Source organism: Synechococcus sp. R55.3 (assembly GCF_047461975.1).
Lineage (GTDB): Bacteria > Cyanobacteriota > Cyanobacteriia > Thermostichales > Thermostichaceae > Thermostichus.
This window is the reverse complement of sequence record NZ_JANSIG010000074.1, coordinates 1-15,711: the sequence shown is the minus strand read 5'-3', so window position 1 is coordinate 15,711 and position 15,711 is coordinate 1. Positions and strand designations below refer to the sequence as shown.

At 59.2% G+C, this 15,711-nt stretch carries 10 protein-coding genes and 1 pseudogene; 4 read left to right on the top strand and 7 right to left on the bottom strand.

What is annotated here, in order from left to right; genetic code table 11:
• The 4 genes and pseudogenes from NW849_RS11195 to psaA all read right to left on the bottom strand — a co-directional run.
• A pseudogene (locus tag NW849_RS11195) lies at window positions 1-359 on the bottom strand (RNA-guided endonuclease TnpB family protein); the annotation flags it as partial.
• Window positions 356-997, bottom strand: a complete 642-nt coding sequence (locus tag NW849_RS11190) for a Uma2 family endonuclease (RefSeq protein WP_414357701.1) — start codon at window positions 995-997, stop codon at window positions 356-358. The gene NW849_RS11190 and the pseudogene NW849_RS11195, both read right to left, overlap by 4 nt.
• A 107-nt stretch (window positions 998-1,104) precedes the next feature.
• Window positions 1,105-3,339 (bottom strand): photosystem I core protein PsaB, encoded by a 2,235-nt coding sequence (psaB, locus tag NW849_RS11185; RefSeq protein ID WP_011431693.1) that lies wholly within the window; start codon window positions 3,337-3,339, stop codon window positions 1,105-1,107.
• Between the two features lie 21 nt (window positions 3,340-3,360).
• On the bottom strand, window positions 3,361-5,628 hold the full coding sequence (psaA, locus tag NW849_RS11180) for a photosystem I core protein PsaA (RefSeq protein WP_414357700.1): 2,268 nt from the start codon (window positions 5,626-5,628) through the stop codon (window positions 3,361-3,363).
• Between the two features lie 354 nt (window positions 5,629-5,982).
• On the opposite strand from psaA, the gene ureC reads away from it, so the two are divergent.
• From ureC to NW849_RS11165, 3 genes are read left to right on the top strand one after another with little or no spacing between them, the layout of a single operon-like run.
• A complete protein-coding gene (gene ureC / locus NW849_RS11175; RefSeq protein WP_414357699.1) occupies window positions 5,983-7,701 on the top strand; it encodes an urease subunit alpha in 1,719 nt (572 codons plus the stop codon).
• 48 nt (window positions 7,702-7,749) lie between these two features.
• Window positions 7,750-8,856, top strand: coding sequence for an ABC transporter ATP-binding protein (locus NW849_RS11170; RefSeq protein WP_414357698.1), 1,107 nt, complete (start codon window positions 7,750-7,752; stop codon window positions 8,854-8,856).
• 45 nt (window positions 8,857-8,901) lie between these two features.
• Complete coding sequence (locus tag NW849_RS11165) at window positions 8,902-10,161, top strand: ABC transporter substrate-binding protein (RefSeq protein ID WP_414357697.1); 1,260 nt, start codon at window positions 8,902-8,904, stop codon at window positions 10,159-10,161.
• 3 nt (window positions 10,162-10,164) lie between these two features.
• On the opposite strand, the gene NW849_RS11160 is transcribed toward NW849_RS11165, so the two are convergent.
• The 3 genes from NW849_RS11160 to NW849_RS11150 form a co-directional block, all read right to left on the bottom strand.
• On the bottom strand, window positions 10,165-13,173 hold the full coding sequence (locus tag NW849_RS11160) for an ATP-binding protein (protein WP_414357696.1): 3,009 nt from the start codon (window positions 13,171-13,173) through the stop codon (window positions 10,165-10,167).
• A gap of 18 nt (window positions 13,174-13,191) precedes the next feature.
• Window positions 13,192-13,833 (bottom strand): ABC transporter permease, encoded by a 642-nt coding sequence (locus NW849_RS11155; RefSeq protein ID WP_414357695.1) that lies wholly within the window; start codon window positions 13,831-13,833, stop codon window positions 13,192-13,194.
• Window positions 13,834-14,059: 226 nt separating this feature from the next.
• Complete coding sequence (locus NW849_RS11150; protein ID WP_414357694.1) at window positions 14,060-14,851, bottom strand: hypothetical protein; 792 nt, start codon at window positions 14,849-14,851, stop codon at window positions 14,060-14,062.
• A 215-nt stretch (window positions 14,852-15,066) separates the two neighbouring features.
• Between NW849_RS11150 and NW849_RS11145 the strand changes: the two genes are divergently transcribed.
• Window positions 15,067-15,552, top strand: coding sequence for an ureidoglycolate lyase (locus tag NW849_RS11145; protein ID WP_011431703.1), 486 nt, complete (start codon window positions 15,067-15,069; stop codon window positions 15,550-15,552).
• Window positions 15,553-15,711 lie beyond the last annotated feature (159 nt).

Sequence of the window (15,711 nt, the reverse complement as noted above, 5' to 3'; positions counted from 1 at the left end):
CCCTCCACCGTGGTCAGCGACACCGTCCAGTCTTTCTCGCGGAACGAAAAGATACGAGCGTCGTAGGTAGCGAAGCCCCCTTTGAACGCTTTGACGGGGCGGTTTTTCTGTTGGGCAACTTTACGGGCGCCGGCCAGCCGTCTGCAGACCTGCTGAGCCAAGTTACTGGATAAGCCGAACCGGGCACGGATTTCGCGGTAGCACAGAGACTGGAGCTTAACGGCGTTGGTGACTTTCTCGGGCGTGTTTTGGTTGACCCAGTTCAACGCCTGCACAAAGGCATCCAAGGTCGCGTCCAACTTTGCGGCCTGCGACTGGGACACCTTGAGCTTACAGGAGACGGTCAGGACTTGGGTCATGGTTCTATCGTAACTTCCGCATTCCTCCCGACACTGACCCTACGGGTACAGTGCGGGGCTCTTGCGATTTCTAGCTGATCCAGACTCAACTCTCCAGCCAGGATCCCAGGGATCCCAACTTTCTCCTTGGGGGTGTAAGCCTCTCTTTTTTGGTAAACTCCCGACTCCGTTGGCAAGCTGTACGTCTCTAGGCAGTTCTCTTGCAAGTTCAAGATCCAGTAGTTGGGGATCCCGGCTTTGGCGTAGAGTCCGAGTTTGACTTCCCGATCATAGGTAAGGGAAGAATCAGCCACTTCGATGATGAGATAGATGTCTTCGGGCTGAGGATGCCGAGAGCGGTACTCATCCTGCTGAAAGCGCACAATGGCAAAGTCGGGCTCTGGCTCGTGATTGGGGGGCAGTTGCACCGGATCCTGGGTGCGCACAATAGCTTGCTCCTGCACAAGGCCCACCAACAGTCGGTACAGGCGGCTACAGTAGGCGGCGTGCCTCTCCCCTTTCGTCATCTTTTGAACCAGGAGCCCGTCAATCAGCTCCAACTGATTGGGCTCTTCAATCTGTCCAGACTCAATCAGTCGATGAAACTCCTCAAAGGTATATCGCCTGATATAGGGATCCAATCGGGCGGCTAGAGTCATCGACCAAACTCATCAGACCCTAAACTTCATATCACCACTCTACCAACTCACAAAAAAGGGATCCCCGGACAAGCCAAGGGATCCCTATTCAGCAGGTTATGGGCTGGCTACCCCGACTGAGAGGCTGTCGAGGCGATAACAAAGGCCGCGTAGGTCAACACGTAACCCACCGTGAAGTGGGCCAGACCCACCAGACGACCTTGGACAATCGACATGGCCACCGGCTTGTCTTTCCAGCGGATCAGCTTGGCCAAGGGAGTGCGCTCATGCGCCCACACCAAGGTCTCGATCAGCTCTTGCCAGTAGCCGCGCCAGGAGATCAAGAACATGAACCCAGTTGCCCACACCAGGTGGCCGAACAGGAACATCCAGGCCCAAACCGCCAGGTTATTCATCCCGTAGGGGTTGTAGCCGTTGATCAACTGGGCGGAGTTGGCCCAGAGGTAATCCCGCAGCCAGCCCATCAGGTAGGTGGAGTTCTCGTTGAACTGGGCAGTGTTGCCGCTCCAAACCCCAAGCTGCTTCCAGTGCCAGTAGAAGGTAACCCAGCCGATGGTGTTCAGCATCCAGAACATGGCCAGGTAGAAGGCATCCCAGGCGGAGATGTCGCAGGTGCCACCCCGACCCGGGCCATCGCAGGGGAAGCTGTAGCCGAAGTCTTTTTTATCCGGCATCAGCTTAGAGCCGCGAGCATCCAACGCACCTTTCACCAGGATCAAGGTGGTGGTGTGCAGGCCCAGGGCAATGGCGTGGTGCACCAGGAAGTCACCCGGGCCAATGGGCAGGAACAGGGATCCATTGGGATCGTTGATGGCCTGCAGCCAGCCCGGCAGCCACACGTTGCCGTAGTTGGGCCAAGCGGTAGAAGCAAGGCTGTCGGGGTTGGACAACAACACATCCATGCCGTAGATCATCTTGCCGTGAGAGGCCTGGATGAACTGAGCAAACACCGGCTCGATCAAGATCTGCTTCTCCGGCGTGCCAAAGGCCTGCATGACGTCGTTGTGGACGTACAGCCCCAGGGTGTGGAAGCCCAGGAACAGCGATACCCAGCTGAGGTGGGAGATAATCGCTTCCTTGTGATCCAGCACCCGCGCCAGCACGTTGTTCTTGTTGGCCTCAGGATCGTAGTCCCGCACCAGGAAGATGGCCCCGTGGGCAAACGCCCCCACCATCAAGAAGCCAGCAATGTACTGGTGATGGGTGTAGAGAGCCGCCTCTGTGGTGTGATCCATGGACATGAACACGTAGGGGTTAAGGGCGTACATGTGCTGCGCCACCAGCGAGGTCACCACCCCCAGACAGGCCAAGGCCAGAGCCAACTGGAAGTGCAGGGAGTTGTTGACCGTGTCGTAGAGACCTTTGTGGCCTTCTCCCAGCAGGCCCCCGAAGGGAGTGCCCTTGGGGGGGTTGTGGGCGCCAAGGATCTCCCGGATGCTATGGCCAATGCCCCAGTTGGTGCGGTACATGTGGCCGGCCACGATGAAGATCACCGCGATGGCCAGGTGGTGGTGGGCCATGTCCGTCAGCCACAGGGACTGGGTGTTGGGGTTAAAGCCACCCAAGAAAGTGAGGATGGCCGTGCCCGCCCCTTCTGCCGTGCCCCAGACATGGTTGGCCGTGTCCGGGTTCTGGGCATACACCCCCCAGTTGAGGGTAAAGAAGGGCTTCAGACCTGCCGGGTGGGGCAGAGTGGTAAGGAAGTTGTCCCAGCCTACGTGCTGCCCGCGGGACTCGGGGATGGCGACGTGTACCAGGTGACCAGTCCAAGCCAGGGAACTGACCCCAAACAAGCCGGCCAGGTGGTGGTTGAGACGGGCTTCAGCGTTCTTGAACCAGCTCAGGCTAGGCCGGAAGCGGGGCTGCAGGTGCAGCCAGCCGGCAAACAGAAACACCGCCGCCAACAACAACAGGCCAATGGCACCGGCGTAGAGATCGCCGTTGGTGCGCAGGCCAATGGTGTTGAACCAGTAGTACAGGCCAGAGTAGGCCGCGTTGACGGGGCCGCCGCCCCCCGGTTGGGTAAAGGCTTCCACCGCTGCCTTGCCAAAGTGGGGATCCCAGATGGCGTGGGCGATGGGCGTAACACCGGTGGGGTTGGCTACCCATTGCTCATAGTTGCCTTGCCAGGCGATGTGGAAGACGTTGCCGGAGGCCCACAGGAAGATGATTGCCAGATGGCCAAAGTGGGTGGCGAACAGCTTTTGGTAAAGCCGCTCCTCCGTCATGCCATCGTGGGTCTCGAAGTCGTGGGCGGTGGCAATGCCATACCACAGCCGACGCGTGGTGGGATCGCTGGCCAGGTCTTGGCTGAATTGGGGAAAACGAGTTGCAGTTGTCATGATTCTCTCTTCCTCCTTGCCTTAGCCGAGTGCGCCGAACCGTGCCAGGAAGAACGCCCAGGTGGTGACGATCCCTCCCAACAGGTAGTGGGCCACACCGACCGCCCGACCCTGAATGATGCTCAGAGCGCGGGGTTGAATGGCCGGAGCGACTTTTAGCTTGTTGTGGGCCCAAACGATCGACTCAATGAGCTCCTGCCAGTAGCCGCGACCGCTGAACAAGAACATCAGGCTGAAGGCCCAGACGAAGTGAGCGCCCAAGAAGAGCAGCCCATAGGCCGACAGCGCCGAGCCGTAGGAGTTGATCACCTGCACCGATTGCGCCCACAGGAAGTCCCGCAACCAGCCGTTGATGTTGACGGCGCTGGCCGCAAAGTTGCCGCCGGTGATGTGCTCAATCGTGCCATCGGCGTTGACGGTGCCCCAGATGTCGCTCTGCATCTTCCAGCTGAAGTGGAAGATCACGATGGAGATGCAGTTGTACATCCAGAACAGCCCCAGGAACACGTGATCCCAGCCGGAGACCTGGCAGGTGCCGCCGCGGCCCGGGCCATCGCAGGGGAAGCGGAAGCCCAGCTTGCCTTTGTCCGGGATCAGGCGAGAGGAGCGGGCAAACAACACCCCCTTGAGCAGGATCAGCACCGTAATGTGGATGGTCATGGCGTGGATGTGGTGCACCATGAAGTCCGCCGTGCCCAGCACCATGGGCATCATGGACACCTTGCCACCCACAGCCACCACGTCGCCACCAAAGATGGGGCTAACCGAGGCGCCCACATAGGGAGCGGTGCTGGCAATGGCCGAAGTGTGCAGCGACTGAATCCACTGGGCAAAGATGGGCTGCAGTTGGATCCCGGTGTCCGAGAACATGTCCTGCGGACGGCCCAGGGCTTGCATCGTGTCGTTGTGGACGTAGAAGCCAAAGGCGTGGAAGCCCAAGAACAGACACACCCAGTTCAGGTGGCTGATGATGGCGTCGCGGTGGCGCAATACCCGATCCAACACGTTGTTGCGGTTCACCGCCGGGTCGTAGTCCCGCACCATGTAAATGGCCCCGTGGGCAGCACCCCCCACCACGAAGAAGCCGCCTATCCACATGTGGTGGGTAAACAGGGAGATCTGGGTGGCGTAGTCGATGCCCATGTAGGGGTAGGGGTTCATGGCGTACATGTGCTGCGCCACGATGATGCTCAGGGATCCCACCATGGCCAAGTTGATGGCCAGTTGGGCATGCCAGGAGGTGGTGAGCACTTCGTAGAGGCCCTTGTGGCCTTCGCCGGTGAAGGGGCCTTTGTGGGCTTCCAGGATCTCTTTAATGGAGTGGCCGATGCCCCAGTTGGTGCGGTACATGTGGCCGGCCACGATAAAGAGCACAGCAATGGCCAAGTGGTGGTGGGCTTGGTCGGTCAGCCAGAGGGCGCCGTTCTGCGGATCCAGGCCACCCTTGAAGGTGAGAAACTCCGCGTACTTGCCCCAATCCAAGGTAAAGAAGGGCACCACCCCGCTGAAGATGCCCCAATCCACGCTGGGGAACATCTCCTTCATCAGGGCCGGGTTGAGGATGAACTCGTGGGGCAAGGGCACCTGGTCAGCCGGCACGCCCGCATCCAACATCTTGTTGATGGGAATGGACACGTGGATTTGGTGACCGGCCCAGGCCAAAGAACCCAGCCCCAGCAGGCCCGCTAGGTGGTGGTTGAGCATCGATTCCACATTTTGGAACCACTCCAGCTTGGGAGCCCGCTTGTGGTAGTGGAACCAGCCGGCGAACAGGCACAACCCGGCCATCACCAAGCCACCGATGGCGGTGCAGAGGAGTTGAAACTCATTGGTGATGCCGGCAGCTCGCCAGAGGTGAAATAGACCAGAAGTAATGCGGATCCCTTCGAAGCCGCCGCCCACATCCCCATTCAGGATCTCTTGGCCGAAGATGGGCCAGACCACTTGGGCGCTGGGCTTGACGTTGATCGGATCCGCCAGCCAAGCAGAATAGTTGGAGAACTGAGCTCCGTGGTAGTACATGCCGCTCAGCCAGACGAAAACCACTGCCAAGTGGCCGAAGTGAGCGGAAAAGATCTTACGAGAGACGTCTTCTAAGTCGCTGGTGTGACTGTCGAAGTCATGAGCAAGAGCATGGAGGTTCCAGATCCAGGTCGTGGTCTTGGGGCCACGGGATAGGCTGCGATCGAAGTGGCCCGGCTTGGCCCATTTCTCAAATGAGGTGGGAACCGGATCCACGTCAACCGACACCTTGACCTTCGGCTCTCGCTCCTTTGGCGTAGTTGTCATCAAGAACTCCTCTCTTGCGACAAGGAACGAAGCATCCCTACCCCTTGGCAGAAGATTCCCCCAGGGCAGGACTTACCTGGCATTATAGGTCAGGGTTTGTGAGCCCTCAGTTGCTTCACAATAATTAAACGAGGGATCCCTTGTCCCATCGAGGCTGGAGTCGATTGGCAATTGTTTCTTCGATCATAGATGTAAATATATGTAACGAATTTTCAGTCGACCCAATGGGTTCTAATGAAGGGTTGAAACCAGACAACAAGCAGCAAGGGATCCCCCCAGACAACAAGCAGCAAGGGATCCCCTGGGTGGGGATGTGTGGTAAAACCCTGGCAGCCCTTTTGCAGATACCACCCTATGACCCTAGAGATTCCCCGTCGCCAATACGTCAGCAACTACGGCCCCACCGTAGGGGATCGGGTGCGCCTGGCGGATACCGAACTGATCATCGAGGTGGAGGAGGATTTCACCACCTACGGCGAGGAGATTAAGTTTGGGGGCGGCAAAACCATCCGCGATGGCATGGGGCAATCGCCGACGGCCACCCGCGCCAACGGGGCCTTGGATCTGGTGATCACCAACGCCCTGATCCTGGACTGGTGGGGCATTGTCAAGGCGGATGTGGGCATTCGCGATGGCTACATTGTCGGCATTGGCAAAGCCGGCAACCCCAACATCCAAGCGGGGGTGACGCCGGGCATGGTGGTTGGCCCCAGCACTGAGGTGATTGCCGGGGAAAACCTGATCCTGACAGCGGGCGGGATCGATGCCCATGTGCATTTCATCTGTCCGCAGCTGTGCGAGTTTGCCATCGCCTCGGGAGTGACCACCCTTTTGGGGGGCGGAACTGGGCCGGCCACAGGCAGCAACGCCACCACCTGCACCCCTGGAGCTTGGAACTTGGGCAAGATGTTGCAGGCGGCGGAGGGGTTCCCCGTCAATTTGGGCTTCTTTGGCAAGGGAAACGCGGCTTTTCCCGCAGCTTTGCGGGAACAGGTGGAAGCGGGGGCCTGCGGCCTCAAGATCCATGAAGATTGGGGATCCACGCCGGCGGTGATCGACAGCTGTTTGCAAGTCTCGGATGAGTACGACGTCCAAACCCTCATCCACACCGATACTTTAAATGAATCGGCTTTTGTGGAAGATACCATCGCCGCCATCAATGGCCGCACCATTCACACCTTTCACACCGAAGGGGCCGGGGGTGGGCATGCCCCCGATATCATTCGCATTGCCTCGGAGCCCAACGTGCTGCCCAGCTCCACCAATCCCACCCGCCCCTTTACCCGCAATACCATCGAAGAGCATCTGGACATGCTGATGGTGTGTCACCACCTGAGCAAGAATGTGCCGGAGGATATTGCTTTTGCCGAAAGCCGCATTCGCCCCCAAACTATTGCCGCCGAAGACATCTTGCATGACATGGGGGTGTTCAGCATCATCTCTTCCGACTCCCAGGCCATGGGCCGGGTGGGGGAGGTAATCATCCGCACTTGGCAGACGGCTCACAAGATGAAGGTGCAGCGGGGGCCTTTGCCGCAAGACAGCAGCCGCAACGACAACTTCCGGGCCAAGCGTTACGTAGCCAAGTACACCATCTGCCCCGCCATCGCCCAGGGCCTCAGCCACGTCATCGGGTCGGTGGAGGTGGGAAAACTGGCGGATCTGTGTCTGTGGAAGCCGGCCTTTTTTGGGGTTAAGCCGGAAATCGTCCTGAAGGGGGGCCTGATTGCCTACGCCCAGATGGGGGATCCCAATGCTTCCATTCCAACCCCGCAGCCGGTGTACCCCCGCCCCATGTTCGGCAGCTTTGGCCGCGCCCTGACCGAGACCAGCCTCCTCTTTGTCTCCCAGGCTGCTCTAGACTTGGGGATCCCGGAGAAATTGGGGATCCAGCGCCGGGCCGTAGCGGTCAAAAATTGCCGCGAGATCGGCAAAGCGGATTTGAAACTCAATACCGCCACTCCCCACATTGAGGTGAACCCGGAGACCTATGAAGTGCGGGCCGATGGAGAATTGCTCACCTGCGAGCCGGCAGAGGTGCTGCCCATGGCGCAGCGGTATTTTCTGTTCTAATTTGGGAGAGCTTGAGAGCTCCTTGGGAGGTTGACCGGTAACTCAAGCATGGGCCACCTTGTTCTCCGCCACCTCAGCAAGCGCTTCCACAAGGGAGGGATCCCTGTCCTCAGGGATTTGTCTTTGAGCGTGGAGGCAGGGGAGATCTTCGCCCTGCTGGGGCCGTCGGGCTGCGGCAAGTCCACCACCCTCAATCTCATCGCCGGCCTGCTGGAGCCGGATCCCTTGCCCTATCCGGGGGAAATCTGGCTGGACGGGATCCCCCTCAACCCTCTGCCGCCGGAACGGCGCGGCGTGACTTTGCTGTCCCAACACAGCCGCCTGTTTCCCCACCTGAGCGTGGGGGAAAACGTCGCTTTTGGCCTGAAAATGCGGGGCATTCCCCGGGCAGAGCGGGAGGCTGCCGCCTGGCGCATGTTGGAGCGGGTGCAATTGCCCGGATTGGCTCAGCGTCGGCCTAGCCAGCTTTCTGGCGGACAAGCGCAGCGGGTGGCCCTGGCGCGGGCTTTGGTGATTCGGCCCAAGGTGCTGCTGTTGGATGAACCTTTGTCGGCCCTGGATGCCAACCTGCGCCAAGAGATGCAGGCTCTCATCCTGGAGCTGCAGGCGGAAACAGGGGTGACGACGGTGCTGGTTACCCACGATCAAGCAGAAGCCACAGCTATGGCCCAACGCATCGGCCTGATGTTTGAGGGGCAGCTACACCAGGTGGGATCCCCTGTGGAGTTCTATCAGCAGCCGCGCTCCGAGCGCATTGCCCGCTTTTTTGGCGGGGTCAATTTTTTCGATGCGCAGGCGGAGGGTCACCAGCTTCGCCTCAACGACGGGATCCTCTTGAAAAGCGCCGCGCCACTCCAAGGTCAGGTGCGGCTGACGGTGCGCCCGGAACAGGTGCAGGTGTTTCCCCAGCCGCCCGGCTTGGCCGACAATGTTTTCTCCGCTCAAGTGATGGCGGAACGCTTTGCGGGCACCCAGCGACGGCTGACCTTACAAACCCCTTGGGGCAGTCTGCAGGCCTGGGTGGCCCCCCATCAGGTGTTTGCGCCGGGGCAGGCAGTGTGGATCCATTTGCCGCCAGAGGCTCTGTGGCCTGTGGGGGTTGGCGGGGATCCCTCACCCCCGGCCCTTTTCCCAAAGGAGGAGGGGAGAGTTTAAGTTGAATCTGAAACCTGAAAGTTTGATGGGGATGGTGGCAAGGCTATGCAACTCAAAAGCGTTTTCTGGAAGCGGCGGCAGGTATTGGCCGGCCTGGGATCCTTGGGGGCTTGGGTGTTGAGTCAAGGCTCTCCGTTTGCCCAGAACACCTCCCAGAACATGGTGGATCTGGGATCCCTGAGCTGGGCAGACATTCTGGAGCGGGCGCGGGGCAGCTCTGTCAACTGGGCCATGTGGAGCGGCAGCGAGGCCATCAATGGCTTCGTGGATGGCTGGGTGAAAAGCCAGTTGCAGGAGCGTTATGGCATTCGCTTGAACCGGATCCCGCTCACGGATACCGTTGAAGCAGTCAACAAGGTGATTGGGGAGGTACAGGCCGGGCTGCTCAGCGGCGGCAGCATCGATCTCATCTGGATCAATGGCAACAACTTCCGCACCCTCAAGCAGGGGAATTTGCTCTTCGGCCCTTTTGCTGAGAAATTGCCCAGCTTGCCCTTCTACGATCCCGCCGATATTGCAACGGATTTTGGCCTGCCCACCGAGGGCTATTCTGCACCCTACACCGGCAACTACTTTTTAATGGCCTATGATGCCGAGCGGGTGCCCAAGCCCCCCCAGAGCCACGCCGAACTGTTGGCTTGGGCAGAGGCCAACCCAGGGCGATTTACCTACGTGGCCCCGCCGGATTTTCATGGCAGCCGCTTTTTGTTGAGCGCCTTCTACGGCGTGACCGGGGGCTATGCCCAGTACAGCGGGCCGGACTTCGATGCCGATCTCTGGGCGCGACAATCCCCTGCCCTGGTGGAATACCTGAGAAAGCTGGATCCCTTCTTGTGGAGGCGGGGCCAAACCTACCCGCCCACCTTTGCCCGCCTGGCGGAGCTCTTTGCCAATGGCGAAGTGTGGCTCATCCCCACCTTTATCGATCAGGTGATCTTGCGCAAGGGCAACGGCCAATTTCCTCCCAGCACCACCCCCTATGGGATCCCGGGCACCAGCTTGATCGATCCCTCGTTCACGGCCATTCCCATCAATGCGGCCAATCCTTGGGGGGCGATGGTCTTGGCGGAGGTTTTGGCCAGCCCGGAGGGGCAATTGGAAAAGTTCAAGCCGGAGGTCTGGGGGGATCTGCCGCTCATTGATGTCAGCCGGTTGTCTGCCGACTACCAAACAGCTTTTGCCCAGCTGGAGGCTGCTGCCGGGATCCCCATTCAAGAGGCCATTGCCGGGGCAGTGCCCATCGTGAACTCCGAATACACGGTGCAACTGGAGGCCCTCTGGCAGCAACAAGTCTTGCCGGGATAGGGGTCAGGTATGCCCCTCACCCCCAGCCTCTTTCCAAAAGGGGAGGTCTTCTGACATTGGGGGTGGGCCGGGCAATGGCGGAGCAGGATCCTCACCTTGGGGCAACCAAACTTGGAAGTGGGTCCATCCGTCCGAGCTGTTGACGGAGATATTCCCCCCCATGTGCTCCACCAGTTGCTTCACCAAAGCCAGCCCCAGGCCGGTGCCGCCGTGCTTCCAGCGATCCGATTGCGGGATCCGGTAAAACTTTTCAAAGATGCGGGGCAGCTCTGGCTCTGGGATCTCGCTGCTGTTGCTGCAGACGAAGAGGATCCCCTGCCCTTCTGAGACAGCCCGCAGGTGGATGGATCCCTCAGGATCCGTGTACTTGATGGCGTTGTGCAGCAGCTCGCGCAGAATGCGCCCCAAGCAGGTGGGGTCGGCCCAAAGCGAGGGGATCCCTGCCTCCAGGTGCAGTTGCAGGTGTTGATGTTTGGCTTGGGCCAAAGGCTGAGCCCCGGCCAGCAAATCTTGTAAATACCGCGGCAGAAAAATATTCTCTGGTTGCAGCAGATACGTCCCGGCTTCCAGCCGTCGCATATCCAGCAGGTCGTTAATGAGCTCGATTTGCCGGTTGCACTCTTTCAGGGCAATGGTGAAGTAGTGCCGCTGTTTCTCGGGGTTATCGCTGGTCATTTGCAGCATTTGCAAGGCCATGCGCACATTGGTCATGGGGGTGCGCAGCTCGTGGGAGACGGTGCTGAGGAAATCATCCTTCAGCAGATTCAGCCGCTCCAATTCCTTCACCTGCGCTTGGGCTGCTTGGTACAGACGGGCTTGGCGAATGGCCAGGGCACACAAGTTGGCCACCTGATAGGCCAGTTGAATCTCGTCTTCGGAAAACTCTTGCTCCGGCAGCCGCTCCAACAGCAAAGCTCCCAGCCGCTTCTCTTTGTCCCAAAGGGTGCAGGCCAGCAGCCGCACCCAGCGTCCTTCCTTCCGACAACAGCAGTGGATTTCCCATTTCTGCTGTGAGGAAGAATGGGACTGCAGCAGGCGCAAGAACTCCGGGTCGCTGGCGTAGTCTCGGCCATGCAAGGGATCCGCCCTGTCGCCCTGAGCTGCATCAGAAGAGAGAAGGGGGGAGTAGCAGTAGCCGGGGATCCAGGTTGACCCATCTTCTAAAAGCAGCAGGATTTGGCAGCAGGTCAGGCTTAGCGCTTCGGCAAGGGTTTTGACCACTTCTTCCAGGATTTCCCCCTCGTTTAGGCTGACCACCATCCGGCTGCTGATGGCGCGCAGCACCCCCTCAAAATGCAAGGCTTGCTGCAGCTTGGCCGTGCGCAGCTCCACCTGGGCTTCCAGCTCCCGGTTGAGGGCCTGCAACTGCTGTTCTGCCCGTTTCTGCTCGGTGAGCTCCCGTCCCACCGATAGGATCTCCACCAGGCGGCCTCGGCTGTCGAAAATGCCCTGATCTACCCAGCTAATCCAGCGGGACTGGCCGTTTTCTCCGGGGTACTCCCGCTCGCTGCTGTAAAAGGGACTTTCAGGAGTGAGGGCGGCAAAAGCTTGCAACACTTCCTCCCGCTCTTCTTCCGGCAGACGCTCCTGCCAGCAGGTGCCCAACTTCTCTTCTGCCGAACAGCCAAAAAAGCGCAAGTAGGCAGGATTGACGAAGGTGATGCAGGTATCGGGCCGAAAGCGGCAAATGAGCTCTGTCTGCTGCTCCACCACGGCGCGGTATTCTTGCTGCTGCTGCCACAGACGATCCAGCAGGGCCTGCTGAGCTGCTGCCGCCTGCTGCCAGGCTTTGGTTAGCGTCTGCACCTCCTGGATGGGGCCGGGATCCAAAGGGGGCCAGGGCTGGAAGCCGCTTTGGATAAATTGCTCGGCGATTTGGGTGAGGCGGCGCAGGGGACGGGAGAGAGCTTCGCCGAGGAGGATCCCTGTCCCCAGCATGCTCAGCAATAGCCCACCCCCCAGCAGCGCAGCCTGTTGGGCGCCCCGATGGACTTCGGCCAGAAGGGTTGCCTCTGGGATCCCGTACACGAAATAAAAACCTAGCCTCCCTTCACTCTGAACGGACTCCACCTCCGCCCAGTAGGGGATCCCGCCAACCACGAGGCGCAGCGAATCTTGGGAAGAGGCCGTCCCCCAGGAGCCCACCTGCTCTTGCACAGCCACCAGCAGCGGATGGGGAGCAGGCCCCGCCGTACTGGCCACCACCTGTCCTTCCTCGTCCAGCAGAAAGCTCACCCCCACAGCAGAGCTGCCTTGTACTCGTTCCAGAAAAGCCTGAAGCTGCTGAATGGACAGGGAAGCCACCAAGCTGCCATAAACCCGTCCCTCCGAGTCGGTCAGAGACAGGGACGTCACGATCAGCCGCTCTGGATCCTGGGCAGGAAGCTCCGCAAAAAATCGGGTTACCACCCAAGTGTCGCGGATCCCTTCCGACTGCAGGAGCTGGGGAAACCAGAACAACTGCCTCAGATCCACAAAGCCCAACCGGCGAGTGAACCCTGTGGGATCCCCTGTTTCCGGATCCCGTTGGCGGCCCTGGGCGGATCCCGGCAAGAGGCCGGGTGTGTGGTAAGTCCAGATCGACCCATCGGCGTGACGGCGGGCGATCACAAACCCCCCTTGAGCCGAGACAAAGCCGACATAGCTGAGCTCAGGAAATGGCTGCAACTGGCGGGCAAAGTGAGCTTCCAGCACCTCTAGATCGGCTGGGCTGGGGGTTGTCAAATCGGGCAGCAGCCCCCCCCTCACTGCCCCTTGATTGAGGGCATTGATCTGAAGGGGAATTTGCAAATATCTGGCAAGATGCTCTTCGGTGCGGTCGGTAACTTCCCGCCTCAGTTGCTCCGTCAAGCGCAGCGCCAGGTGTCGCCCGCCCTGCCAGGAGAGATAGGCCACTCCCCCCACTCCCCCTGCTACTGAGAGCACTAGGGGCAGCAGCAACGCCACCCGCAAAGGAATGGAGCGGAAAGGCCACCGGGATCGCACTTCAGAAGAACTAGAGGAAGACGGCATGGGATCCCTCACAGAACCTCAGGCTTGGGGAGGTTCCAAAGCCCGCTGCAGAGTGCCAAGGCCGATCTCGGCCGCAATAGCCAGAAGGGCCACTGGAACCGCCCCCACCAGCAAGATGGCGTTGTCATAGAGAGCAAACCCTAGGGTAATGAAAGTACCCAGCCCTCCTGCGCCGATAAACGCTGCCAGAGTAGCACTGGCAATCACCTCAATGGTAGCCGTTTTAACACCGGCCAGGATCACCGGCAAAGCCAAGGGGATCTCCACATGTCGCAACACCTGGGCAGGGGTCATGCCCATGCTCAAGGCGGCTTCACGCAGGGCCGGCTCAAGGCTGCGGAAGGCCACATCCGTGCTGATCAGAATGGGGGGCAAAGCCAGGAGGGTTAGCGCGACGACTGCCGAACGGAAGCTAAGGCCAAAATAGGGGATGGCCAAAAACAAAATGGCCAAACTGGGGATCACCCGCAGGCTGCTAAACGCATTGATCACCACCAGGGAAAGCATCTGGGAGCGGGAGCTGAAAAAGCCCAGCGGCAAACCCAACAGCAGCCCCATTCCCAAAGGCACCGCCACCAGTTGCAGGTGTTGGACGAAAGCTTGAAACAGCATGTCGCTGTGGTTCTGGGCGTAGCTGAGGGAGCGGGCCAAAAGGCTCATCTAGAGGTGTGTGGATGACAGAGGGATCAAAGACCAGCCCCAGTGTAGCGCCGGCAGGCGATCTTGACAGTGCGGAATAGTGCAGAGCGGGGATTTAGCACCAATCAGGGAGATGGGGTCACTCCAATTTCGGTCTCCGACCTGCTAACGCGGTGCAATCAACCTCAACTTTCTCCCAAGGATTAGAACCCACAGCGCCGCCTGCCGACAAAAATAACCATCTGTTTCACTGCCCATCTGAGTTGCCATCTCTATCCTGCTGATCTTTCTCAATCTTGTCTGGATCCCTGTTTGGGGGGTGGTTGGCTTCTCGCTCTTGTAAGCGGCGGATTTGCGAGCGCACCTGCAAAGCAATCTGTAAAGCAGTCTCTAGGATACGACCCTGTTCGCTGGCCTGCTCGCTCACCTGCAGAGCTGTCAAAGCTGCCAAGTTATCGCCGAAGAACTCGCTCTGCTGCTCGATCAGGTCTTCGTTTTGCCGCAAGATCCGTTCGGTTTTCAAGGCACGGATGAGATCGGCCCGGGTCAGTTTCAGGGCTTCGATCACCTCAGCCCTCTGGGCCAGCTTCACCTCGGGGTTGCCCGCTTCCACCAACTGGTCGTTGACGTGGATGGCCTGGATGATTCGGTTGTAGCGATCCACTTCCCCCAGCAAGTTCAACAGCAGCGGCATGCGACGGCTGCGGAAAATCCAATAGGCTTGGCCCAGGGCGGCAATAGCCGCCAGGATCCCCCATTCCACCAGCCAAGTGCCCCAAGTGGCCTGTAGGCCAGGGATCCAAATCCGCCCCACCAGGGTAAGTAGGGATCCCCCTGTCCAGAAGGTCAAGAAACGCAAGAACAAGTCCAGCGTCAGCAACAAGCGTAGGAGATCCCAGAAAGCGGAGAACTGGCGCAGGCGATCCTTAAAGCGACGAACGGGCTGAGGCCGATACAACCAAGCCACCGGCACTTGAGAGAGGCTTTCAACTTGAGCTGGGGAGATGATCAGCTCTTGTAAGTCCCGCTGCATCGCCATTTACTCTGCTGAGGCTGGGAAGTTTTCCCATTGTACTTGCGACCTTGAGCAGCTTGGGCTTGCTCAGGGATCCCTTCCCAGAAGGGAAGCTGCCTGGCCAAGTCTCGATAGAATAGGGTTCGCTGGGCTGTTTGCGTCTTCACGCCCTCGTGCTCAAGTTGTAGGGCAACAGTGAGACACAAGACAGCTCGTCAAACGCAAAGGAGAAGAGCAGGGTGACCAGCCAATTGCGCCAACTGAAGGCCCATCTCGCTGAACCGGAAAACTTTGCCCCCTACGGACAGGTCATTTGCCCCACTCCCGATCACAAACCCTTCGACAGTCAAGATGCTCAGTTGTTCTTGAATCAAGGGCAGCCCCGCTTTTACATCATGCGCTTGCCTCGCCGCGGCCTCAAGTTTACTCAGATCACCCACCACATCCGCTGCACCCAGTGCCTGGGATCCCTCAATGGCAAGGAGTGGTTTATTGGTGTTGCACCCCCTGCCGATGAGCTGCACGTGGATCAGATTCAAGCCTTTCGGGTGCCTGGGGATCGCTTTATCAAACTGGAGATGGGTACCTGGCATGCCGGCCCCTATTTTGACCACGAAGAGTTCATCGATTTCTACAACTTGGAGCTGGCCGACACCAACATCACCGATCACGAAACCATAAACTTACTCCAAACCTACAACCTGGAGTTCCAGATCACTCCCTGACAAGCTTTTGGGGATCCCTTATCAATCGGGCAAAAAGCAGCATTGATCATTGATCACAGCAATCTTTCGCTTGAGCGCAAGAAGAGCATGCCTCTAACCCCCAAAACCCTGAACTTTGCTGAATTTACTGAGCTTTAGGCGGTTTGGCAAAAGTCATTG

What these genes read in the sequence shown, in the direction of transcription:
- NW849_RS11160 (WP_414357696.1), bottom strand. Translation starts at nt 13,173, where the DNA reads ATGCCGTCTTCCTCTAGTTCTTCTGAAGTGCGATCCCGGTGGCCTTTC.
- NW849_RS11190 (WP_414357701.1), bottom strand. Translation starts at nt 997, where the DNA reads ATGACTCTAGCCGCCCGATTGGATCCCTATATCAGGCGATATACCTTT.
- ureC (WP_414357699.1), top strand. Translation starts at nt 5,983, where the DNA reads ATGACCCTAGAGATTCCCCGTCGCCAATACGTCAGCAACTACGGCCCC.
- psaA (WP_414357700.1), bottom strand. Translation starts at nt 5,628, where the DNA reads ATGACAACTACGCCAAAGGAGCGAGAGCCGAAGGTCAAGGTGTCGGTT.
- psaB (WP_011431693.1), bottom strand. Translation starts at nt 3,339, where the DNA reads ATGACAACTGCAACTCGTTTTCCCCAATTCAGCCAAGACCTGGCCAGC.
- NW849_RS11170 (WP_414357698.1), top strand. Translation starts at nt 7,750, where the DNA reads ATGGGCCACCTTGTTCTCCGCCACCTCAGCAAGCGCTTCCACAAGGGA.
- NW849_RS11150 (WP_414357694.1), bottom strand. Translation starts at nt 14,851, where the DNA reads ATGGCGATGCAGCGGGACTTACAAGAGCTGATCATCTCCCCAGCTCAA.
- NW849_RS11155 (WP_414357695.1), bottom strand. Translation starts at nt 13,833, where the DNA reads ATGAGCCTTTTGGCCCGCTCCCTCAGCTACGCCCAGAACCACAGCGAC.
- NW849_RS11165 (WP_414357697.1), top strand. Translation starts at nt 8,902, where the DNA reads ATGCAACTCAAAAGCGTTTTCTGGAAGCGGCGGCAGGTATTGGCCGGC.